This window comes from Rhodococcus (subgen. Prescottella) equi, assembly GCF_003013675.1.
Taxonomy (GTDB): domain Bacteria; phylum Actinomycetota; class Actinomycetes; order Mycobacteriales; family Mycobacteriaceae; genus Prescottella; species Prescottella equi.
Genome location: NZ_CP027793.1, coordinates 1,717,105 through 1,740,538 on the forward strand (window position 1 = coordinate 1,717,105; position 23,434 = coordinate 1,740,538).

Consider the following 23,434-nt stretch of genomic DNA (forward strand, 5'->3'; position numbering starts at 1 on the left):
GTCAATAGCTTACTGACTGCAATTCAGTAAGGTGTGGTCCATGGATGCCGTCAAACGAGTACGCCTGAGCCCGGAGGAACGGCGTGCCCAGCTCATCGACCTCGGTGTCCGGATGCTGGCCGACCGGCCGCTCGAACAGATCTCCGTCGAGGACATCGCCGACCAGGCCGGCGTGTCCCGTGGTCTGCTGTTCCATTACTTCGCGTCCAAGCACGACTTCCATGTCGCCATCGTGCGCCACTCCAGTGCCGAGATGCTGGCGCGCACCGCGCCGAACCTCGAGCTCCCGGTCATCGACATGCTGCGCGACGTCATGGCTGCGTACGTCGACTACGTCTCCGAGAACCGTGACACGTACGTGTCGCTGCTGCGGGGGACCGCGAGTGGTGATCCGGCGATGCGCGAGGTGTTCGAGAGCACCCGAGCCGAGATGGCGCGACGCGTCGTCGAACAACTGCCGAGTCTCGGAATCGAGCCCGACGCCCGCATCGCCCTGTCGGTGCGGGGGTGGATCGCGTTCGTCGAGGAGGCCACGATCACGTGGCTGCGAGGACCCGAAATCCCCCGGGACGAACTGATCGAACTACTTGTCACCGCCTTGCCCGCGGTGGCCCTCAGCGCCGGCGCCGCGAAGGCCCTTCTCGGCGGCTGACCCTGCCCCGCGTTTTGCGCACTTATCGCGGGGGCGCGCCGGCTCGGTCTCGCGTTTTGCGCACTTATCGCGGGGGCGCGCCCGCTCGGTCTCGCGTTTTGTGCACTTATCGCGGGAACGCCCGATACGGGGCAGAGAACGACACCGGCCCGCCCACTCGGAAAGTGGACGGGCCAGTGTCGTGTTCGGCTGGTCAGCCGATCAGCGGGATCACTTCGTCGGCGAGAACGCGGTCTCGATGATCTCCTGCTGCTCGACGGCGTGAACCTTGCTCGAGCCGGAGGACGGTGCCGACATCGCGCGACGGGAGACGCGCTTGATGCCCGCGAGCCGCTCGGGGAGCAGCTCCGGCAGAGCCAGGCCGAGGAACGGCCACGCACCCTGGTTCGCCGGCTCCTCCTGGACCCAGAAGAACTCGCTGACGTTCGGGTAGCGGTCCAGCGTCTCCGCGATGCGGCGGCGCGGGATCGGATACAGCTGCTCGATCCGGACGATCGCGACGTCGTCGCGGTTCTCCTTCTGCTTCTTGGCGAGCAGCTCCCAGTAGATCTTGCCCGAGGTCAGCAGCACGCGCTTGACCTTGGAGCGGTCGGCGCCCTCGGACTCGTACGACGGCTCCTCGAACACCGACCGGAACTTGCCGGTGGTGAAGTCCTCGAGGTTGCTGACCGCAGCCTTGTTGCGCAGCATCGACTTCGGCGTGAACACCACGAGCGGACGGCGGATGCCGTCGAGGTGGTGACGACGCAGCAGGTGGAAGTAGCTGGCCGGGGTCGACGGCATGGCAACCGTCATCGAGCCCTCGGCGCACAGCTGCAGGAACCGCTCGATGCGGCCCGACGTGTGGTCCGGGCCCTGGCCCTCGTGGCCGTGCGGCAGCAGCAGCACGACGTCGGACAGCTGACCCCACTTGGCCTCACCGGACGAGATGAACTCGTCGATGATGGTCTGCGCGCCGTTGACGAAGTCGCCGAACTGCGCCTCCCACAGCACGAGGGCGTCGGGGTTGCCGACCGAGTAGCCGTACTCGAAGCCCAGGCCCGCGAACTCGGTGAGCGCCGAGTCGTACACCATGAACTTGCCGCCGTTGTCGGCTGCCGTCGCGAGCTCCGCGATGGGGTTGTACTCGTCGCCGGTCTTGCGGTCGATGAGCACCGAATGGCGCTGCGTGAACGTGCCGCGGCGCGAGTCCTGACCGGCCAGGCGCACCAGGGCGCCCTGCTCGGCCAGCGAACCGAACGCGAGGAGCTCGGCGAACGCCCAGTCGATGTGGCCCTCGCGGGACATCTCCTTGCGCTTCTCGATGACCGGCTTGACGCGCGGGTGCACCGTGAAGCCGTCGGGCACGTTGACGAACGCGTCGCCGATACGGGCGAGCGTCGCGGCATCGACAGCCGTGGTCAGGCGGGCAGGCGGGGTCTGATCGAGCTCGACCGACTCCGACGGTTCCGGCTTGAACTTCTCGAGCTCACGAACCTCGTTGAACACCCGCTCCAGCTGGCCCTGGTAGTCGCGCAGCGCGTCCTCGGCCTCCTTGAGCGAGATGTCGCCGCGGCCGATCAGCGCCTCGGTGTAGCTCTTGCGAACGCTGCGCTTGGTGTCGATCAGGTCGTACATCGCCGGCTGCGTCATCGACGGGTCGTCGCCCTCGTTGTGACCGCGACGGCGGTAGCAGATGAGGTCGATGACGACGTCCTTGCCGAACTTCTCGCGGAAGTCGACGGCCAGCTGGGCAACCCAGACACAGGCCTCGGGGTCGTCACCGTTGACGTGGAAGATCGGCGCGCCGATCATCTTCGCGACGTCGGTGCAGTACTCGGACGAACGCGAGTGCTCCGGGGCGGTGGTGAAGCCGACCTGGTTGTTGACGACCACGTGCACGGTGCCGCCCGTACGGTAGCCGCGCAGCAGCGCCAGGTTCAGCGTCTCGGCCACGACACCCTGACCGGCGAACGCCGCGTCACCGTGCAGCATCAGCGGCATGACGGTGAAGCCGTCCTGGCCCTTGTCCAGCAGGTCCTGCTTCGCGCGGACGAGGCCCTCGAGGACCGGGTCGACCGCTTCCAGGTGCGACGGGTTCGCGGTGAGCGAGACCTTGATGTCGTTCTCGCCGAACATCTGGATGTAGGTGCCCTCGGCGCCCAGGTGGTACTTCACGTCGCCGGAGCCGTGCGCGGCCGCCGGGTTCATGTTGCCCTCGAACTCGGTGAAGATCTTCGAGTAGGGCTTGCCGACGATGTTCGCCAGGACGTTCAGGCGACCACGGTGCGGCATGCCGATGACAACCTCGTCGAGCTTGTGCTCGGCTGCCTGGTCGATGATCGCGTCCATCATCGGGATGACGGACTCGGCACCCTCGAGCGAGAAGCGCTTCTGGCCGACGTACTTGGTCTGCAGGAACGTCTCGAACGCCTCGGCGGCGTTGAGCTTGCTCAGGATGTACTTCTGCTGCGCCACCGTCGGCTTGACGTGCGGAGCCTCGACGCGCTCCTGCAGCCATGCCTGCTGCTCCGGCTCGAGGATGTGCGTGTACTCGACGCCGATGTGGCGGGCGTACGCGTCGCGCAGGATCGACAGGACGTCGCGCAGCTTCATCCGCGACTTGCCGTGGAAACCACCGACGTTGAACTCGCGATCGAGGTCCCACAGCGTCAGGCCGTGGCTCGTGACGTCGAGGTCCGGGTGGCTGCGGAACTTGTCCTTGACGAACTGCAGCGGATCCGTGTCGGCCATCAGGTGGCCACGGTTGCGGTACGCGGCGATCATCTCGAGCACGCGGGTGCTCTTGTCGACGGCGCCCTCCGGCACGTCCTTGCGCCAGCGGACCGGCTCGTAAGGAATGTGCAGCGAGTGGAAGACCTCGTCGTAGAACTCGTCGCTGATCAGCAGGTTGTGGATCGTGCGCAGGAAGTCGCCGGACTCGGCGCCCTGGATGATCCGGTGATCGTAGGTGGAGGTCAGCGTCATGAGCTTGCCGACGCCCATCTCCGCGATGCGCTCGTCGCTGGCACCCTGGAACTCGGCCGGGTACTCCATCGCGCCGGCGCCGATGATGGCGCCCTGGCCCTGCATCAGGCGCGGCACGGAGTGCACGGTGCCGATGCCGCCCGGGTTGGTCAGCGAGATCGTGACACCGGAGAAGTCCTCGGCAGTGAGCTTGCCGTCGCGCGCACGCCGGACGATGTCCTCGTAGGCGCCGTAGAACTGCACGAAGTTCATCGACTCGCAGCCCTTGATGGCTGCGACGACCAGCGAACGGCTGCCGTTCTTGCCCGGCAGGTCGATGGCCAGACCCAGGTTGGTGCTCGCCGGGGTGACGACGTTCGGCTTGCCGTCGATCTCGGCGAAGTGCCGGTTCATGTTCGGGAACGACTTGACCGCCTGCACGATCGCGTAGCCGAGGATGTGGGTGAAGGAGACCTTGCCGCCACGGGTACGGGCGAGGTGGTTGTTGATGACGATGCGGTTGTCGAACATCAACTTGGCCGGGACGGCGCGAACACTGGTGGCCGTCGGGATGGTCAGCGAGGCGGACATGTTGCGGGCCACGGTGGCGGCCGCACCGCGCAGGACCTGGTTGGTGTCCTGCGTGGAGGTCTCCGCGGGAGCAGCCGCGGCGGGCTTGGGTGCCGCAGCCTTCGGGGCCGGGGCCTTCGGTGCCGCAGCCTTGGGCGCCGGGGCGGCGGCGGGCTTGGGTGCCGGAGCGGCAGGCGCGGCCGGGGGCGCAGCGGGTGCCGGTGCGGCGGGAGCTGCAGCAGCCGGTGCGGGGGCGGTGGCCCCGTTCGCGGCCTTGGTGGCGACATCACCGGCGCCGTTGAGCGCCTCACCGTTCCCGGCGGCATTCGCCGCGTCGGGCGAGTAATCCGTCAGAAACTCGTGCCAACTCGCGTCCACGGATGAGGGATCATCCTGGAAGCGTTGGTACATCTCGTCAACCAACCACTGGTTCTGTCCGAACTGGGAAGTAGAGCTGCTGCTCACGGCAGGTGTTCGCCTCGTTTCTTTCTTCGGTACCCGATCAGAGCGCCTATACACATGAGGCTAGCCTCCGCGCGTCGGGCTCGGCCATCCGGTCCGCCGCGTGTCGGCTGTCTCACACTGTTGCGATGGGGTCACCATCGAAGACGGTTCTCGCCGACCGATTATTCCCCTGTTCGCGCGCTGCCGCATCACACAGTCGCGTGTAGTGACCACCCGCATGACGAAGTGCGCTGTGAGCACCGCTTTCGACGATCCGGCCGCCGTCCACCACCACGACGAGATCGGCGCGGGCGGCGGTCGCCAGTCGGTGCGCGACCACCACTGACGTGCGTTTCCGGGTGACCATGCGGTTCGATTCGAGGACGAGCCGCTCGGTCGCGGGGTCGAGGGTCGCGGTCGCCTCGTCGAGCAACAACACGTCCGGATCGACCATCTCGGCGCGTGCCAGCGCGATCAACTGACGCTGCCCGGCGGACAGACCTTGGCCCCGCTCACCGATCGGTTGATTCATGCCGCCGCGGAGCGCCGCGATCGTCGGCAACGCGCCCACCGCACGTGCGGCCGCCTCGATCTCGGCGCGGCTCGCCTCCGGCCGCCCGTACGCGATGTTGCTCGCGACGGTACCGGTGAACAGGTGTGCCTCCTGCGGCACGACCCCGAGGCGACGCCGATAGTCGTGCAGGGGATAGCGGCGCAGGTCCTCGGAATCCACCCGCACCGAGCCCGTCGTCGGGTCGTAGAAGCGGGCGAGGAGCTTGACGACGGTCGACTTGCCCGCGCCGGTACGCCCGACGAGCGCGACGGTGGTGCCGGGCGGAATGTGCAGTGAGACGTCGCTGAGCGCGTCGGACTCGGCGCCCTGATACCGGAAACTGACGTCGTCGAAGGTCACGTCGCCGCGCAGGTGGCCGCTGATCGGGACGGTGTGCTCGGCGCCGGCTGTCTCGATCGAACTGGGGGTGGCGAGCAGATCCCCGATCCGGCGCAGGCCCACGTCGGCCTGCTGGTAGCCGTCGAACACCTGGGAGAGCTGCTGGATCGGTCCGAACAGCAGCCCGAGGTACAGCACGAACGCGACGAGCGTGCCGGCGGTCGCGGACCCGTCGGCCACCCGCTGCGCGCCCACGAACACGACCGCGGCCAGCGCCAGGTCGGACAGCAGCGTGATGAACGGGAAGTACACCGAGATCGCCCGCTGCGAGCGCATCCGGCTGCGGCGGTAGCTGTCCGCGCGCTCGGCGAACCGCTGTGCGGTGAACTCCTCGCGGCGGTACGCCTGTGCGGCGCGGAGGCCGGCGACGTTCTCCTGGAACTCGGCGTTGACGAGGGAGATACGCTCCCGCGACACCGAGTACGCGGTGCTGGAGACGCGACGGAAGACGACGGTCGCGATCGTCAACGGCACGAGCGCGGCCAGCGCGACGAGAGCCAGGGTGGCGTCGGTGACGAGCAGCGCGACCGCGATCCCGACCAGGGTCAACAGCGACACCACGGCCGTGGACAGGCCTGTTTGGATGAACGACGACAGCGCATCGACGTCGGTCGTCATCCGCGTCATGATCCGACCGGACAGCTCGCGCTCGTAGTAGTCCAGGCCCAGCCGCTGCAGGTGGGCGTAGCTGCGCACGCGCAGCCCGAACAGCACCCGCTCGCCGGCCCGGGCCGTGATGACCGTGAGGACCGCGACGACGAGCCAACCGACCAGGGCCAGCACCGTGCCGAGAGCCGCGGCCGCCCAGAGCGGTCCCGAATCGCCCGGGACGATGCCGTGGTCGATCGCGTACCGGACGATCGCCGGGAAGGTGATGCCGATCAGCGAGTCCAGCGCCAGGCACACGACGACGCCGGCGAGGATCCACCGCACCGGACGCAGCAGCCGGCTCAACCGGAACTCGGGGTCGTCGCGACGCAGCTTGCGCGTGTCGGTCTCGGGGTCCTCGTCGGCGGGCGGCAGTGCATCGACCGCACGCCGCAACTCCGGTGTCGCCGCCACCCCGCCGAGTGCGCCGCTCATGTGTCCGCCGCCACCGCCGTGCCCGTGGCCCGGTCGGGCCGGGATGCCGTCGCCGGTTGCGTACTCGCCGTCGTCGTCCTCGACGTCCGGCCACAGCCGGGCCTCGGTGGGGTCCGGCGCGGTGGCGACGGGAGCGGCGTCCTCGGTGGTGTCGGTCGGATCCGGGGACGCGAGCAGCGCACGGAACAGCGGGCACCGCTCGTCGAGCTCGTCGACCGTGCCGATGTCGATGATCCGGCCCTCGTCCAGGACCGCGACGCGATCGGCGAGCGTGAGCGTGGACCGCCGGTGCGCCAGGATGAGCGTCGTCCGCTCCCGTCCGCTGCGGATGGCGTCGAAGATGACGGCCTCCGTGGTGGCGTCCACCGCGGACGTCGCGTCGTCGAGGATCAGGACGCGCGGGTCGACGAGCAGCGCGCGGGCGAGCGCGACGCGCTGGCGCTGACCGCCCGACAGGGTGAGACCCCGCTCGCCCACGACGGTGTCGTATCCGTCGGCGAGCGCGGAGACGAACTCGTCGGCCTGGGCGAGTTTCGCGGCGGCCCGGATCTCTTCGGCGCTCGCGTCCGGGCGTCCGAGCGCGATGTTGGCCGCGATGGTGTCCGAGAACAGGAACGGCTCGTCGAACACCAGACCGACGGCCTCGCGAAGCTGGTCGGCGCGCACGTCGGCGACGTCGAACTCTCGGCCGTCGGCGGTGAGCGCGACGGTTCCGGCACTCGGGGTGTAGAAGCGGGGGAGCAGCAGCGACAGTGCGGTCTTGCCGGATCCGGCCGGGCCGACGACAGCGACGGATTCGCCGGGCGCGATGGTCAGGTCGAGGCCGGACAGGACGGCTCGGTCGGCGTCGAAGCCGAAACCGACGTCACGGAGCCGGACGCCGAGCGGGCCGTCCGGAAGGTCGATCGGGTGCGGTGGATCCGACACCTCGGGTTCGGTGTCGATGACTTCGTACACCCGCTCGACCGCGGCCCGCGACAGCTGCGCCATGATCACGACCTGCGACAGTGTGCGGGTCGCGGCCGTCATGGTGGCGACGTATGCGGCGAACGCGAGGAACGTGCCGACGGTGATCCGGTCGTGCAGGGCCAGGTACCCGCCGAGCGCCACGACACCGACGAGGCCGAGCTGGGGGATCGCTGCCATCGACGGCGCGAACCGAGCGTTGATCCGGGCGGCTCGCAGACGCTCGGCGTACAGCGTGCGTCCGAGGCCCTCGAGCTGATCCACCGCCCGGGATTCCTGTCCGAAGCCCTTGACCACCCGCACACCGGTCACGGTCTCCTCGACGTGCTGGGCGAGGTCGGCGGCGCGCTGCTGGGCGGACCACGTGGCCGCGAACAGTGTGGGCCGCACCAGGTACACGACGAGGGCGACCGCGGGCACCACCACGAGCGCAACGAGGGTCAGCAGCGGCGAGAGCCACGCCATGATCACCAGCGCGAGGACGAACTGCAGCACCACGCCCGCCGACATGGGCACCATCGCGAGCAGCCCCTGGACGAGTTGCAGGTCGGTGATCGACCGCGACACCACCTGGCCGGTGCGGATTTGGTCCTGGCCGCGGCCGTCGAGCCGCTGCAGGGAGCCGAGCAGGCCCAGTCGCAGGTCGTGCTGCACGTCGAGGGACAGCCGTCCCGCGAGCATTCGTCGCCCGTACTGGCATCCGAACCGGACGAGGCCGAGGAGCGCGATGAGCGCGGCGATGCCCGCGATGACACGGGTGGCGGAGGATTCGCCGCCCGACGCCGCATCGACCGCGACCTTCGTGAGCAGCGGGAACACGATGTCGATGAGCGCCGCCACCGCCGTCACCGCGAGCGCGCCCACGGCGGTCCTCCGGTGGCTGAAGCACTCCGCGGCGAGTCGTCGTATCCAGCCGCGGCGAATGTCGGTGACCGGTGTCGCATCCTGTGTTGCCATCCCGATCAACGGTAGTCCGGTCCCCCGACAGTCATGTCGGGGGCGCCGAGGCCCCGGATCGGGCGATACCGGATCAGGTGATGTCGCGGCGCCGGGTGGCCCACCATCCGAGTCCGCACGACGCCGCCGCCCAGAGTGCCAACGCGACCAGGCACTGCGGCCAACCGGGTGTGATGCTGTCGTCGACGACAGCGGCGAAAGCGGTGAGCGTCACCGATCCTGGTAGCCACTGGGCGACGGTGCCCAGTCCGAGTCCGGACAGCACGAGACGCACTGTCCCTTCGCCGACCACGTACCAGGCCACGATGCCGACGGCGCTGCCGATCGACGACGCCGTCGCCAGCGCCAGTCCGGCACCGAGCAACGTCCACAGCGTGGACGCGACCAGTCCGATCAGGAGCACGCCGACGATCGTGGAATCGACCCGGAAGTCGTCGGGTGCGAAGGCGAGCAGCAGCGGCACGCTGACGACTTCGACGACCAGGCAGTAGAGGAGTCCGACGGCGGCCGTCGCGAGGAGCTTGGCGGCGACGACCCGGTCGCGGCCGCGGGCGGTGAGGAAGGTGCCGGCGAACGTGTTGTGCCGGTATTCGGCACCGGCGTTGAGCGCGCCGAAGAGCGCCGCGAACAGGAACACCGAACCGAGCGCGACGAACAGGCCGATTGCAGCGACGGCGATCGCGAGCTCGTCGGACTCGGTCTCCTGCGCGAGTGCCGACACGAACGGCACACTGATCGCGCCGGAGAGCAGGCCGATCAGGAGCGGAGCCAGCCCGAGCGCCCACCACAGACGCAGGGTGGTGATCTTGCGGAACTCGGCGGTGAGCAGTCGGTTCATCGCGGTCCACCGCCGTTCGTGGGACCGAACCACGGCTGGACCGGTGGCGGTATCGGGGCCTGCGGGTATGCGGGAGGGGCGCCGTAGCCCGGTGGCGGCGGTCCGTAGCCCGGCGCGAACCCGGAGCCCGGTGCGGCGGCGTACTGCCCGGACGTCATGGCCAGGAACACCTGCTCGAGGTCCACGTGTTCGGTGACCGCACCGAACACGGTGACGTCCGCTTCCGCAGCGACATGGCCGACAGTGGCGGGATCGGCTCCGCCGATCGCGATGCGGCCGTCCGCGAGGTGCTGGATGTCGACGACGCCGGTCGCAGCCAGTGCGGTCGCGAGGCGGGCCGGATCCGAGCACGACACCAGCAGGCGGGCCCGGTGAGCGGCCCGCAGCGCGTCCATCGATCCCTGGTGGACGAGCGTGCCGCGGCTGACGATCACGACATGGCTCACCATCTGCTCGACCTCCCGGAGCAGGTGGCTGGAGACGAGCACGGTGCGTCCGGATCGCGCGAAACCGATCAGGAAGTCGCGCAGCCACGCGATGCCCTCGGGGTCGAGGCCGTTCGACGGCTCGTCGAGGACGAGTATCTGCGGGTCGCCGAGCATGGCTGTGGCGATGGTCAGCCGTTGACGCATGCCGAGCGAGAACGTGCCGGCCTTACGGTCGGCGGCCTCGGTCAGGCCGACGAGGTGCAGCATCTGAGCGGCGCGTCCGTCCGGGACACCGATGGCCGACGCGTACACGCGGAGGTGGTCGAGCGCCGTGCGGGCGGGATGCAGGCCGCGCGAGTCCAGGACGACCCCGACGGCACGCGCGGGCTCCTCGATGGTGTGGAACGGAACCCCGAGGATGCGAGAGTCGCCGCCGGTCGGACGGACGAGGCCCAGCAGCATCCGGAGGGTCGTCGTCTTTCCGGAACCGTTGGGACCGAGGAATCCCGTGATCGACCCGAGCGGGACGGTGAAACTCAGGTCGGTCACGGCCCGTACGGTCTTGAACTGTTTGGACAGCCCGCGCGCTTCGATCGCGGCCGGCGGTCCCATCTGCACACTCACGAATGTCCCCCCTCGTGTCGACCGGTGGCGATCGAATCCCGACGAGGGTACCGACCGGTTCGGACGACGGGTGCCCGGCGTCGAAGGACGAGCCGGGCACCCGACATCCCGACGGGCGCGGACCTACTTGTTCAGCAGGGCTTCCATCTGCGCGATCTCCGCCTGCTGAGAGGACACGATCTGCTGCGCCAGTTGGCGCACCTGCTCGCTCTCACCGGTCTGCAGGATCTGCTCGGAACTGGCGACCGCGCCCTGATGGTGGGCGATCATCAGCTCGAGCCACATCTTGTCGAACTCGGCGTCCTTCGCGTTCTCGAGTGCCTGCATCTGCTCGGCGGACATCATGCCGTGGCCGCCGCCCTCCATGCCGGGCATCGAGTTCATCGACGTCATGGGCATCGACGTCATGGGCATCGACGTCCCGTCACCCTCCATGCCGTCGTGATCCATGCCGTCGCTGGTGACGCCGGGGGCCTCGGCCTTGCTCGGCTCCGGTGCGCCCCACGCCTTCAGCCAGCCCTCCATCTGCTCGATCTCGGGGCCCTGGGCCTTCTCGATCTGGTCGGCCAACGCGATGATGTCGGGATTCCCGGTGCGGCTCGGGACCAGCTCGGCCATTTCGACGGCCTGTTCGTGATGCGGGATCATCATCTGGACGTACTCCACGTCCGCGTCGTTGTGCGGGCCGCCCTGTTCGGCGGTGCCGGACGCGCTGACCGAGGCGCTCGTGGTGGCGCTGGTGGTCGCGTTGTCGTCGGATTCGTCGCTGGTGCATCCGGCGACGAGTGCGACGACCGCTGCTGCGGATCCGACGGCGACGAGCATGCGCTTGCTGTTCATGATTCGTACTTTCCTCACGTATTCGGTGATCGAGGTCCGGACTGCGGCCGGAACGGCGGAGAAGCCGCGCCGCAGTGGCCCTGTCACACCCGCAGGATGCAGAGCGACGACAGGAACGCCGACGTGGTGGGGGCGAACGGTGGCCCGCGGCCGGCGCGGCCTGCAGGTCCCGCTGCTCGGGGCAGGCGGATGCGCCGGGCCCGGGCGGTCCGCAGGAGCAACCAGATCGCGAGGGTGAGAGTCGCCGCGACGAGCACTGCGAGGCAGAGGTGGAAGGCCCCGTGATCCGGGGCGTGGTCGGTGTCGTCGGGCGCACCGCTCGGGTCCGGTGCGGGGTGGCCGTCATGTCCCGGCCCGTGGTGGCTGGAGGCGGTCGGCTCCGCGAGCGTGCCCGTCGTCACGTGATGCATCGCGAGAACACCGAGGGTGAGCGCGCAGAGGGCCACGAGTCGAGCGAACGTCACTCGAAGCTGGCCGGGCATGCCTTCGACTGTACCGACCGGAAGGGTCGGTCACCGGGCCAGAAAGGGCAACACCTCCGCGAGGAACTCGCTGGGGCAGTCCAGGTGCGGACAATGCCCGCAACTCGGGATGACGGCGACGGCGCGGTCCGGGGTGACGGTCACCCGGCGCGCGGCCTTGGCGGGGGTGAGGAGGTCGTTCTCGCCCCACAGCAGGAGTGCGGGCACGGTCAGCTCGTCGAGCATCCGGGGAATCGGGAGATCCGCGATCTCGCGGATGACGACGGTGCCGATCGCGAGCAGGTTCGAGACCTGTTGCCGCGTCGCGTAGTGCTCGCTGTATCCGGCGCGGACGGCCGCGTCGGCGCGGAGCGGATGACGCAGCGCCAGGCCCGCATAGACGGCGCCCATCATCTGTTGTAGGTAGCGGTCGGGCAGCGGTGCGGTGAGCAGCCGGGTGATCCTGTCGAGCCGCAGCTGGGTGCCCCGCGTCCACGTGCGCGGGATTCCGGTGACGCCGGGCATGTCCGACAGCACGACGTTCGCGACGAGGTCCGGCCGCTGCGAAGCGAAGGCGAGTGCCGTCACCGATCCGAGCGAGTTGCCGATCACGCTCACGGGCTCCGGTTCGTCGGCGACGAGATCGGCGAGGGCCTCCACGTAGCCGTCGATGAGCGGTTCGCGCCAGTACCCGGAGCTGCGCCCGAAACCGGGCAGGTCCACCGCGAGCACCCGATATCGCTCGGCGAGCGTCGGGATCACCTTCTGCCACGTGCCGCCGTGGTCGGAGTACCCGTGGACGAGCACCACGGTGCGGTCCCCGGCGCCGACGGCCAGGACGTGGGGTGGGTCAGGAGTCTCGGAACGCACGGGCGCCCTACCTTTCCTCGTCCGGCCCCGGTCCTCAGCGCCGGATGGCGCGGGTCTCACTGTCGGGAGGCTCGACCACGTGCAGTCGCGCCTCGCCCGACAGACCGGCCCGGTCGTGCCACAGCACCGGTGCCGGTCCGAAAGCCTCACGAGCATTGTCGATCACACCACGTCCGATCGCGCGGTTTCCCGCACCACCGATGACGGCGCCGACACCCGCCGGCAGGAGTTTGCCGAGGACCAGGGCACTGCGCTTGGCGGCGTACTTGGTCACGAACTTGCGGACCAGGGAGGTGTTCATCGTCTTCATCGTCCCGGACGGAATCCGGCCGGTGACGAGTCGCGCCCAGTTGGTCGCGGTGATTCCGGTGGCCTTCTCGACGATCTCCATTCCGGATTCGCCCAGCGCCACGGCCAGGACGAGGGCGCGACGTTGCTGGTGGTCGACGGGGGAGATGCCGTGAACGGACGCGATCGCGAGCGTGAGCAGTGCCGAGGCCTCGAGGAAGAATGCGGTCTCGGCGCCGACCGCGGCGATCGACGCCACCGTGCCCACCGCGGGAACCGCAGCGGTGGCCCCGACCGCGCTGCCGCTGCCGGTGACGGCCCTCAGGAACATCTTCTCCATGCGCGCGACGATCTGCGCGGGCGTCTCATCGGGGTGGGCGCGCCGCACGCGTTCGACGTACTTCGCGACCGCTGGGGCCTGCAGTCGGCTCGCGTTGTCCAGGACGGAGACGATCGTCGACTCCATTCGGCTCTGCTTATCGGCCATCGTCGGTCCTCACATCGGTTTCCGGTGTCGGCGGTCCGGGCGGTCGTCAGCCAACTATATGGAAACGGGCGAGACGACCGCCGAATTCCCCGCTCGGGTGGTGGTGGCGCGGATAGGCTGGACCGGTCCGTGACGCCGAGCCGAGAGCAGGTGTTCGACATGTCCGGTGCGACCCGGGTCTGGCCCGCCCTGCGATACGCGGACGCCCGTGCGGCGATCGTGTTCCTCGTCGAGGCGTTCGGTTTCGAGGAGAAGGCGGTGTACGGCGAGGGCAGCCGCGTCGACCACGCCGAGTTGGTGTGGCCGGGCGGCGGGGGCGTGATGCTCGGCTCCCCGCGTGAGGACTCCGTGCTCGGCGAGTTGCCCAGCGGCGTCGGGGCGGTGTACCTCGTTACGGACGACCCGGACGGGCTGTACCTGCGGGCGGTGGATGCAGGCGCCTCCGTCGTCGACGGTCTGCGCGACGAGGACTACGGCTCGCGCGGATTCACGTGCCGCGATCCGGAGGGCGTGTACTGGAGTTTCGGCACCTACACCGGTGAGTGAACCGCGCTCACTCGTGCCGTTCGGTGGCCCAGTGCGACGGGGGCACAACCTCTTCCGGCCGCGGAGGATGTGGCGCGGTGCCGTTCCCGAAGGGGCGTCCGCCCAGCGCTTCGCGGCCGTGCGGTTCGAGCCAGTGCGACAGGTCCGGACCCTTCGGCACGATCTGCGTCGGATTGATGTCGCGGTGCACGATGTAGTAGTGCTGCTTGATCTGGGTGAAGTCGATGGTGTCACCGAACCCGGGCGTCTGGAACAGATCTCGCGCATAGTTCCACAGCACAGGCATCTCCGACAGCTTGCTGCGGTTGCACTTGAAATGTCCGTGGTACACGGCGTCGAATCGGGCGAGCGTCGTGAACAGCCGGACGTCGGCCTCGGTGATGGTGTCGCCCACCAGGAAGCGCTGTGTCGACAGGCGTTCGGTGAGCCAGTCGAGTCGGGCGAAGAGTGGGTCGTAGGCGGCGTCGTAGGCGTCCTGTGAGCCGGCGAAGCCGCAGCGGTACACCCCGTTGTTGACGTCGTGGAACACCAGATCGGACACCTCGTCGATCTCGGTGCGCAGATCTTCGGGATACAGGTCGGGGGCGCCCTCGCGATGGAACTGTTTCCACTCGGTCGACAGGTCGAGAGTGATCTGGGCGAAGTCGTTGGTGACCACCTGCCCGGTGGAGATCTCCACCATCGCCGGCACGGTGATGCCGCGCGGGTAGTCGGGGAAGCGGGCGAAGTAGGCGTCCTGCAGTCGGGGGATCCGCAGCACGGGATCGACACCGCCCGGATCGAGGTCGAACGTCCAGCTCCGCTCGTCGTGCGTGGGACCGCAGATGCCCATGGACAGAACATCTTCCAGGCCCAGCAGGCGGCGGACGATGATCGCGCGATTGGCCCACGGGCACGCGCGGGCCACGATCAACCGGTACCGCCCGGGCTCTACGGGATAGCCGTCCCGGCCGTCGGCGGTGATCCGGGTGGTGATGTAGCGGGTGTCGCGCGTGAATTCCTTGCCGGGCTCCACGAAATCGGCGCCCGCTCCCGTCTCGGACGTGCTGTCCGTGCGGTCGTCCCCGTCGTCACTCATCGCGCATCAGCTCCGTGTGTCGGTCCTTCTCACACGGTACTGGGGGTGACCGCGATCGACAGGTGGGTTCCGAGTTCTTCGTAGCCCAGCCGGGCCGCCAGCCGCCGGGACGCGACGTTGTCGCGGTGGGCGCGCCACTGCGGGATCAGGCCGGCATCGAGGGCGTCGTTGGTGGCCAGCTGCGCCGCGGTCATCCCCAGCCCGCGGCGCCGCGCGAACGGGGCCGTCAGTGCGCCCATGTCGGCGACGATGCCCTGCCATTCCGTGTAACCGGCGGACGCGAGGGGGCGGTGATCGTCGTCGACGATCGTGTACCACGTGGACTTGCCGGTGAGGCCGGCTTCGGCGACGTCGTCCGGTGGGCACAGACTCTGGAGCGCGACGACGTGCTCGCGCTCGTGCGAGACGAGCGGCTCGTCGACCGCGATGCTCTTGCCGAAGTCGGCCGCCCAGCCCAGTTCCACGGGACCCGAACAGCGTCCGGCGTGGTCCTTCGCGAGGGCGAGCAGCCCGCCGCCGTGGACCAGTTCGTCGTCGTCGTGCAGCCGTGCCCGTTCCACCGCCCAGTCCGGACCCACGAGCGCACTCGCACCCGAGACCGTGACGAACCGGATCCGGTCCGTCGTCTCGTCGACCCGCACGTGGCGGGTGCCGGGCTCGCCGAGGGCGCGGTCCGGAAGCCCCAGTTCCCGGGCCCACGCCAGCCGGATGATGTCGATCTGATGGCCGTCCACGCGAACAACGGTAGTGCCTGCCGCGGACCACTGATCCGGCGCCGATCGGCGTACCGTCGAATCAGCAAGGCGGATCGAGGGAGCGTGAGTGCTCATGTCGCCCACCGCACGTAGCACGGGGCTGGGAAACCTCCCCTCCACGTTGACGACCTTCGTCGGTAGGCGGCGCGATGTCACCGGTGCCAAGAGGTTGCTCGCCGAGTCGCGGCTGGTGACACTCATCGGAATCGGCGGAGTCGGCAAGACGCGATTGGCGCTGCGGGTGGCCGAGGATGTGCGGCGCGACTTCCCGGACGGTGCGTGGTTCGTCGAACTCGCGGATCTGCACGATCCGGGTCTGGTGCCCGACACGGTCGCGGCGGCGTTCGGACTGCACGACCAGGCTGCGCAGTCGCCGTCCCACCTGCTGGCGGAACACCTGACGAGCCGGAACGCCCTGATCGTCCTCGACAACTGCGAACACCTGTTGGACGCGGCTGCGAAGCTCGTCGACGAACTGCTGCGGGAGTGCCCGGGGGTTCGGGTCGTCGCAACGAGCCGGGAGCCGCTCGGGGTAGGCGGTGAGGCCGTCCTGCGCGTTCCCCCGCTGGCGGTGCCGGATCCCGACCGGCCACCGAGCCTCGAGGCGTTGCCCGGATACGAGTCGGTGACGCTGTTCGAGGAACGCGCCCGCGCGGCCGTCCCGGATTTCGCGGTCACGGACGACAACCGGGAGACGGTGGTCCGGATCTGTCACCGACTGGACGGGCTGCCGCTGCCGATCGAACTGGCTGCGGCGCGGCTTCGGGCGCTCTCGCTCGACCAGATTCTCGAACGTTTGACCGACCGCTATCGCATCCTCACTGCGGGGAGCCGCGTGGCGCCGACGCGGCAGCAGACCCTGCGCCTGAGCGTCGACTGGAGCTACGACCTCTGCACCCGGGAGGAACAGCGATTGTGGGCCAGGCTGTCGGTGTTCTCGGGAGGATTCGAACTCGACGCCGTGGAGAGCATCTGCGCCGATCGAGGTGGTGCGGGCAACATGGTCGACCTGGTGGCCTCGTTGGTCGACAAGTCCATCCTCACGGTGGAGAAGTCGGCGGCCGGTGTGCGCTACGGCATGCTCGAGACGTTGCGCGACTACGGGCAGGAGAAGCTCGAGGAGTCGGGCCTGTGCCGGGAGTGTCGGACGCGGCACCGGGACTGGTACCTAGGATTCGCCGAGGGTTCGCACGCGAAGTGGGTGGGCCCCGAGCAGCCGGAGCGGATCGCTCGACTGACCCGGGAGCGGGCGAACCTGCGCGACGCCCTCGAATTCGGCGTGACCGAGCCCGGCTCGGGCGAGTACGCGGTGCGGATGGCGAACGCCCTGTACCCCTTCTGGTTCTGCCGCGGGATGCTCGGCGAGGGACGGCACTGGTTCGCACGGGCGCTCGACGAGTCGGATGCCGGTCCGGGCCGGGCGCGGATCTCGGCTCTGTGCTTCGCCAGCCAACTCGCGGGCATGCAGGAGGACTTCACGGCGGGAGCGGCGCTGGTCGCCGAGGCCGGGCAGCTCGCGGTGGTGATCGGTGATCCCGTCGTGGACGCCCTCGTCGCGCATGCCCGGGGGCGTCAGGCGCTGTACCGGGGCGAGTTGGCCGAGTCGATCGGGTTCTTCGAGCGTGCGGTCGGGCCCATGCGGAGCCTGCCGGATCCGCACGGGCTCATCTGGGCGCTGCTGGGACTGGGCTTGGTGACCGGTATGAGCGGGGACGTCGGCGTCGCACGGGCCTGCCTCGAGGAAGTGCTCGCCATCACCCGTTCGCGTGGAGAGTCGGAGTACCGCGCGCGGGCGATGTTCCTCCTGGGACTGAGCCTGTGGCGGCAGGGCGAATACGAACGTGCGAGCTCACTGTTCACCGAGGCGCTGACGCTGGCCGTCCTGGTGGACGACCGGTTCGCGGGCGCGGGGTGTATCGAGGCGCTGGCCTGGGAGGCGGCCCAGGCGCGGGACGGCGACCGGGCGGCAGTGCTCTCCGGCGCCGCACAGTCCCTCCGGCAGACGATGGGGGTACCCCCGGTGCTGATACCGACCATGCTGATGTTCCACGAGGAGTGCCGTCGCCGCTCCCGCGCGCTGCTCGGTGAGCGCGCGTTCGAGGGCGCACTCGCTCGCGGGGCCGCACTGGAGTTCGCCGACGCCACGGACTACGCGCTGCACCGGAGCGACAGTTCGGGGTTGACCCGAGGCGAGATGGACGCCCCGACGGCCCCCATGCGGATCGTGGTGCCCGCGGAGGAGTCGCCGGGCCTCACCCGGAGGGAACGGCAGGTCGCCGATCTGGTCGCGCAGGGCATGACGAACCGGGAGATCGCCGAGACCCTGGTGATCTCGCAGCGCACCGCGGAGGGGCATGTCGAGCGGGTGCTCGCCAAGTTGGGCTTCGGATCCCGCACCCAGATCGCGGCATGGGTGGCGGAGCGGAACCGGGCGTGATCCGCGATGGCGCCCGAGCCGGAAACAGGTAGCCGAAACGGGTAGATCCACCGTCCCGGTATCCGCGGGCGGCCGGAAACGTGTGATGCAACGCATACCGGAAGTCGAGGTGCCGCCTTGCATCACCAGCCGCCCGTCCATCGTTCGATCGACCCGGCCGCCGCAGTCGTGCCCGAGGTCCGGCCCCGCCTCCGCTGGCGCGACGTGCCGGTCGACGGGCGCACCGTGCCGTACGGGATCGCGGGGTCGGGTACTCCGGTGCTGTTCCTGCACGGATTCGGGCTGGCGCCGCGCACCTACGCCGCTGCCGTGGAGCGGTTGGCCGCCGTCGGCGTGCGCGTGTACGCACCCGCGCTGCCCGGCTTCGGTGGCACCGGCGCCCTGCCGCACCGCGAGCACGGTTTCGCGGGTTACGGCCACTGGGTCGCCCGCTTCCTCGACGCGGTCGGCATCGACGAACCCGTCCCGGTGGTCGGTCATTCGTTCGGCGGCGGCGTGGCGCTGGCGTCCGCCCACGCGCGCGTCGACCGGGTGTCGCAACTCGTGCTCGTCAACTCCGTCGGCGGCGGCGCGTGGTCCCCGAGCGGCACCGTCCGCGAGATCCGGCACCGGCCGCTGTGGCGGTGGGGTGCGTCCGCGCTCGCCGACGCGGTCCTCACGGGAACCCCGGGGTCGGCGATCGCGTCCATCGCGGGCGCCAGCCTGCGCAACGCGGTACGGGATCCGGCCGCGCTGTGGCGGATCGGGGAACTGGCCCGGTCCGCGGATCTGCGTGCCGAAGCCGAGCAGGTCGTCGACCGCGGCGTACCGGCCACACTGGTGTGGAGCAGTGGTGACACCTTCATTCCCCGCGCAAGTTTCGAGTCGTTGCGAACTGCGCTGCGAGAGCCGCACGTGCACCGGGTCGCCGGCTGCCACGGCTGGTTGATCGGGGACCCGGACGGCTTCGGCCGGGCGATGGGCAGCGTCCTGCTGTCGACGACGAGTGCCGCGGCCTGACGGCCTGTGCGACGCTGGGGCGATGACCGAGTCATCCGCGCAGGCGTCCGGAAGTGTCCGTCCCACCCGACTCGAACGCGTCGCCACTGCCGGTGGCGCCGAGGTCGCCGTGCTCACCCTGGACAACGGGCCACTGAATCTCTTCGACCAGGCGATGTTCGACGCCGTCGTCGCCGACATCGCAGACCTCACGGCGCATCCGCCGCGGGCAGTGCTGCTGCGGGCGGAGGGGAAGGTGGTCTCCGGGGGTGTCGACGTCCACGTGTTCGACGGGTTGACGCCGGAGCAGGGAAGCGAGCTGTGGGAGTCGTTGTTCGCGCGCATCTGCCATCCGATCGAGGCGCTGCCGTGCCCTGTGGTGTTCGCGGCGCACGGGCTCACGCTCACCGCGGCATTCGAGATCGCGCTCGCGTGCGACATCGGCGTCGCCGGACCGAAGGCCCGGTTCGGGCTGGTGGAGACGGTTGTCGCCCTCACTCCGTCGATGGGTGGCCCGCAGCGGCTGGCCGAACGGGCCGGCTCCGGCCGGGCCCGGGAACTGGTGATGACCGCCGACCTGTACGACGCACCCACCCTGCGTGAGTGGGGTGTCGTGAACTACGTGCACGAGGACGTCGACGCGCAATCGCGAGCACTCGTCGAGCGACTCGCGAACGGCCCGACCCGTGCCCACGCCGCGACCAAGAAGATCGTCGCCGCCTGGAGGGCGGGCGGTGTGACGCACGCGGATTCGGTCACTCCGGAGGTGTCGGGCGAACTGTTCGACACCGACGACCTGCGCCGGGCGGTCCGTAGTTTCCTCGACGTAGGACCCGGGCACGCGACCTACACCGGCCGGTGAGGCCGGCCGGTGCCGCGTGGTTCGCTCGCCACTTCTGTGACGCGGGTCATATAGTCGGGGCCAAACCGACTCGGTGGAGGTGGCAATGGCGTCGCTGCTCGAGTATCCGGCCGTCGCGGACCCGTCGCTCGGCGGCCGCATGGTGCGCCGTGCCGACGGCCTGCTCCACTACACCGGGCTGACGCCGTGCCTCACCGAACTGCTGGACATCTCCGCGCACCGGTACGGCGGGCGCGAGGCCGTCGTCGAGGCGGGCGGCGGACCGCGGCTCACCTACGCGCAGTTGTGGACGTCGGCGTCCCGAGTCGCCGGCGGTCTGCTCGAGCAGGGAGTCGGCATCGGTGACCGGGTCGGGGTCCGGATGCCGAACGGCGTGCGATGGGTGCAGGCCTTCCTGGGAGTGCTGCTCGCCGGCGGTGTGCCGGTGCCGGTGCACCCGGGACACGGGACCCGGCAGCTCCGGCACGTTCTCGCGGACAGCGGCTGTCTGCTGGTGCTCGACGGTGAACTCCCCAGCGGCACACCCTTCATCGACGACGGCGCGTCGCCCCCCGACACGGCGCTGCTGTTCTACACCGGCGGGACGACCGGAGCCCCCAAGGGCGTCGAACTGAGCCACGAGAACGTTCTGTCCACCGTCGAGGCGGTGATCGGTTCGTGGGCCGGCGGGGCGGACGGGGTCCGGCACGCGGTGGCGTTGCCGCTCAGTTCGGCGGCCGCGTGTGTCGCGCAGTTGCTGCCGACCCTGGTGGCTGGCGGCACCGTCGTTCTCGCTCCCGAGTTCGACGCCGACAGCGTGCTGTACGCGATCGAAAGCGAAGGCATCGAACGTCTTTCGGCTCCCGCTCCGTTGTGCCGGGAGGTGGCACGCGTCTCCTCGGCCCGTTTCGGGCGGCTACGGGTCCTGGCCCACGACGACGAGTTGCTGTCCGGGGCCACCCTGCGCCTGTTGCGCGAGCGTTTTCCCGCCGCGGACGTCGTCTCGGGCTGGGGGATGACCGAGACCGGCGGTGCCGGGCTCGTGGTCCAGATGAGTTCGGGTGCCGATCGCCCCGAATCGCCGCACGGGGGAATGGAGTTCGCGGTCGCCGGCTCGGAGGACGGGATCGGCGAGTTGTGGTGCCGGGGGCCGAGCGTGATGCGTGGGTACTGGGGCGACCCCGCAGCCACAGCGCGCACGATCGCCGGGGGATGGCTGCACACCGGCGACGTCGTACGGATGGGCAGGGGTGGCGAGGTCCGGCTCGTCGGTCGGGCGGCGGATGCAGTCGAGATCCCGCGTGGGGTGGTCTACAGCCGTGAGATGGAGGCTGTCCTGCTGGACTTCCCGGGAATCGAGGAGGCCGTCGTGGTCGGAGTGTCGACGCCACGGGGACCCGACCTCGCGGTCGCGGTGGTGCCGGCACCGGGCGTCGCGCTCGATCTCGACGCGGTCCGGGAGTACCTCGTCGGGCACCGTCTGCCGCCTCGGCTGTGTGCGCGTGTGCGGCACCTGCCGCGAGGATCGACCGGACGGGTCGATCGGCCGTCGGTGCGCGCGTGGTTGGAGAATTCGTGTTCCACGACGAAGGGAAACGCAGATGTCGGATGAGGTTCTCCTCGAGCGCCGGGGGCGGGTGCTGGTCATCACGATCAATCGCCCGCAGGCCCGCAACGCGATCAACGGTGCGGTCAGCCGGGGCCTGGCGGCGGCGGTCGACGAGCTGGACGAGGACGACGGTCTGTCGCTCGCGATCCTCACGGGAGCGGGCGGAAACTTCTGCGCCGGTATGGATCTCAAGGCGTTCGTAGCCGGTGAGAACATCGTGGCTCCGGGCCGGGGGCTCGGCTTCACGGAGTCGCCGCCGCGCAAGCCGATCATCTCGGCGGTCGAGGGCTACGCGCTCGCGGGCGGTACCGAGTTGGTGCTCGCCACCGACTTGGTGGTGGCCTCGCGTGAGGCCCGTTTCGGTATCCCCGAGGTCAAGCGCGGGTTGGCCGCCGGTGCGGGAGGGCTCCTGCGTCTGCCTCAGAGGATTCCGTATCAGAAGGCGATGGAGTACGCGCTCACCGGCGACCCGTTCACCGCCGAGGAGGCCGCCGCATACGGTTTCGTCAACACGCTGACCGAACCCGGCGGTGCACTCGCCGGCGCCCTCGCGTTGGCGGACCGGATCACCGCCAACGGGCCACTCGCCGTCGCGAAGACGAAGGAGGTACTCGTCCGATCCGGCGAGTGGGCCGCCGACGAGGCGTTCGCCCGGCAGCTCGAGGTGATCGGGCCGGTCTTCGGTTCCGAGGACGCGCGCGAGGGTGCCACCGCCTTCGCGGAGAAGCGCGCACCCGTGTGGAAGGGGCGTTGACGATCGTGGGCGTGACACCTTTCGCGGAGCTGCACATGCACATCGAGGGTGCGCTGGGGCCGGAGCTGATCTTCACGCTGGCCGAGCGCAACCGCATGCATCTTCCCTACAGCGGGCTGGCCGACCTCGAGTCGCGCTACGAGTTCACCGACCTGCAGTCTTTCCTCGATCTGTACTACGCCAACATGGCGGTGCTGCGGACCGCGGAGGATTTCGCCGACCTCACCCGCGACTACCTGCGCCGCGCCGCGGCGGCCGGGGTGCGGCACGCGGAGATCTTCTTCGACCCACAGGCGCACGTCAGTCGCGGTGTCCCCCTCCAGGAGGTGCTCGACGGCCTGCTCGATGCGCTCGACTCGAGCGAGCGCGAATTCGGAGTGAGCAGCGGTCTGCTCGCGGCCTTCCTCCGAGACCAGCCGGTGCACGACGCCGAGGAGACGCTCGGGGAACTGCTGCGCCTGCGAGCGCCGCTACTCGGTGTGGGCCTCGATTCGGCGGAGGTCGGCTATCCGCCGACGCTGTTCGAGGACGTGTTCGCACGGGCGCGGGCCGAGGGCCTGCACGTGGTGGCGCATGCGGGGGAGGAGGGGCCACCCGAGTACATCTGGCAGGCGCTCGATCTGCTCGGCGCCGAGCGGATCGATCACGGCGTGCGCTGTCTCGAGGACCCGGCCCTGGTAGCGCGTCTGGTGGACGAGGAGATTCCGTTGACGGTGTGCCCGCTGTCCAACGTGCGCCTGCGCGTGGTGGATACGATCGACGACCATCCGCTGCGGACGATGCTCCGGGCCGGTCTGCGCGTCACCGTCAACTCCGACGACCCGGCATACTTCGGCGGAGACGTCGGCGAGAACTTCGCTCAACTTCGGCGCGGAATCGGCCTCACGGACGACGAGGTCGAGACGTTGGCGCGGAACTCGATCGAGGCATCGTTCGCGAGTGATGCGAGAAAGGCGGAGCTGCTCGCCGTCTGACCGAGCGGTGCCGACGCCTGTCGGTGTCTCCGCAGACGAATGGGCCCGGCCACCTC

Annotated in this window: 18 protein-coding genes; 8 read left to right on the forward strand and 10 right to left on the reverse strand. The window is 69.6% G+C overall.

Annotated features, from left to right (window positions below):
- The first annotated feature begins 40 nt into the window (after window positions 1–40).
- Window positions 41–652 (forward strand): TetR/AcrR family transcriptional regulator, encoded by a 612-nt coding sequence (locus C7H75_RS08250; RefSeq protein WP_005514426.1) that lies wholly within the window; start codon window positions 41–43, stop codon window positions 650–652.
- Window positions 653–862: 210 nt separating this feature from the next.
- Here the strand turns inward: C7H75_RS08250 and C7H75_RS08255 are convergent, their stop codons facing one another.
- The 8 genes from C7H75_RS08255 to C7H75_RS08290 form a co-directional block, all read right to left on the reverse strand.
- Entirely contained in the window at window positions 863–4,633 is a 3,771-nt protein-coding gene (locus C7H75_RS08255; RefSeq protein WP_013415411.1) for a multifunctional oxoglutarate decarboxylase/oxoglutarate dehydrogenase thiamine pyrophosphate-binding subunit/dihydrolipoyllysine-residue succinyltransferase subunit, read from the reverse strand.
- 112 nt (window positions 4,634–4,745) lie between these two features.
- A complete protein-coding gene (locus C7H75_RS08260) occupies window positions 4,746–8,570 on the reverse strand; it encodes an ABC transporter ATP-binding protein (protein ID WP_106851196.1) in 3,825 nt (1,274 codons plus the stop codon).
- Between the two features lie 73 nt (window positions 8,571–8,643).
- Window positions 8,644–9,408, reverse strand: a complete 765-nt coding sequence (locus C7H75_RS08265) for an ABC-2 transporter permease family protein (RefSeq protein WP_081122843.1) — start codon at window positions 9,406–9,408, stop codon at window positions 8,644–8,646.
- Complete coding sequence (locus C7H75_RS08270) at window positions 9,405–10,448, reverse strand: ABC transporter ATP-binding protein (protein WP_175271445.1); 1,044 nt, start codon at window positions 10,446–10,448, stop codon at window positions 9,405–9,407. Before C7H75_RS08270 ends, C7H75_RS08265 begins: the two co-directional genes overlap by 4 nt.
- Before the next feature lie 135 nt (window positions 10,449–10,583).
- Entirely contained in the window at window positions 10,584–11,300 is a 717-nt protein-coding gene (locus C7H75_RS08275; protein WP_064078683.1) for a DUF305 domain-containing protein, read from the reverse strand.
- An 83-nt stretch (window positions 11,301–11,383) separates the two neighbouring features.
- Complete coding sequence (locus C7H75_RS08280) at window positions 11,384–11,782, reverse strand: DUF6153 family protein (protein ID WP_139791987.1); 399 nt, start codon at window positions 11,780–11,782, stop codon at window positions 11,384–11,386.
- A gap of 30 nt (window positions 11,783–11,812) precedes the next feature.
- Complete coding sequence (locus tag C7H75_RS08285) at window positions 11,813–12,631, reverse strand: alpha/beta fold hydrolase (protein WP_233281880.1); 819 nt, start codon at window positions 12,629–12,631, stop codon at window positions 11,813–11,815.
- Between the two features lie 34 nt (window positions 12,632–12,665).
- Window positions 12,666–13,385: a hypothetical protein gene (locus tag C7H75_RS08290; RefSeq protein ID WP_081185663.1), complete on the reverse strand. Its 720-nt coding sequence runs from the start codon at window positions 13,383–13,385 to the stop codon at window positions 12,666–12,668.
- A gap of 180 nt (window positions 13,386–13,565) precedes the next feature.
- Between C7H75_RS08290 and C7H75_RS08295 the strand changes: the two genes are divergently transcribed.
- On the forward strand, window positions 13,566–13,952 hold the full coding sequence (locus C7H75_RS08295; protein ID WP_037085474.1) for a VOC family protein: 387 nt from the start codon (window positions 13,566–13,568) through the stop codon (window positions 13,950–13,952).
- 7 nt (window positions 13,953–13,959) lie between these two features.
- On the opposite strand, the gene C7H75_RS08300 is transcribed toward C7H75_RS08295, so the two are convergent.
- Together C7H75_RS08300 and C7H75_RS08305 are read right to left on the reverse strand one after the other, a co-directional pair.
- Complete coding sequence (locus tag C7H75_RS08300) at window positions 13,960–15,030, reverse strand: glutathione S-transferase family protein (protein ID WP_106851197.1); 1,071 nt, start codon at window positions 15,028–15,030, stop codon at window positions 13,960–13,962.
- A gap of 29 nt (window positions 15,031–15,059) precedes the next feature.
- Window positions 15,060–15,764 (reverse strand): GNAT family N-acetyltransferase, encoded by a 705-nt coding sequence (locus C7H75_RS08305; protein WP_041674058.1) that lies wholly within the window; start codon window positions 15,762–15,764, stop codon window positions 15,060–15,062.
- A gap of 94 nt (window positions 15,765–15,858) precedes the next feature.
- On the opposite strand from C7H75_RS08305, the gene C7H75_RS08310 reads away from it, so the two are divergent.
- The 6 genes from C7H75_RS08310 (at window position 15,859) to C7H75_RS08335 (ending at window position 23,378) form a co-directional block, all read left to right on the forward strand.
- A complete protein-coding gene (locus tag C7H75_RS08310; protein WP_106851198.1) occupies window positions 15,859–18,222 on the forward strand; it encodes an ATP-binding protein in 2,364 nt (787 codons plus the stop codon).
- A 117-nt stretch (window positions 18,223–18,339) separates the two neighbouring features.
- Window positions 18,340–19,221, forward strand: coding sequence for an alpha/beta fold hydrolase (locus tag C7H75_RS08315; protein WP_013415422.1), 882 nt, complete (start codon window positions 18,340–18,342; stop codon window positions 19,219–19,221).
- A 22-nt stretch (window positions 19,222–19,243) separates the two neighbouring features.
- Window positions 19,244–20,062 (forward strand): enoyl-CoA hydratase/isomerase family protein, encoded by an 819-nt coding sequence (locus C7H75_RS08320; RefSeq protein WP_106851999.1) that lies wholly within the window; start codon window positions 19,244–19,246, stop codon window positions 20,060–20,062.
- Window positions 20,063–20,147: 85 nt separating this feature from the next.
- Window positions 20,148–21,653 (forward strand): class I adenylate-forming enzyme family protein, encoded by a 1,506-nt coding sequence (locus C7H75_RS08325; RefSeq protein ID WP_106851199.1) that lies wholly within the window; start codon window positions 20,148–20,150, stop codon window positions 21,651–21,653.
- The gene (locus tag C7H75_RS08330; protein ID WP_005514407.1) at window positions 21,643–22,404 is read left to right on the forward strand and encodes a crotonase/enoyl-CoA hydratase family protein; all 762 of its coding nucleotides are present in this window, start codon (window positions 21,643–21,645) and stop codon (window positions 22,402–22,404) included. Before C7H75_RS08325 ends, C7H75_RS08330 begins: the two co-directional genes overlap by 11 nt.
- A 5-nt stretch (window positions 22,405–22,409) precedes the next feature.
- Window positions 22,410–23,378, forward strand: coding sequence for an adenosine deaminase (locus C7H75_RS08335; protein ID WP_013415426.1), 969 nt, complete (start codon window positions 22,410–22,412; stop codon window positions 23,376–23,378).
- Window positions 23,379–23,434 lie beyond the last annotated feature (56 nt).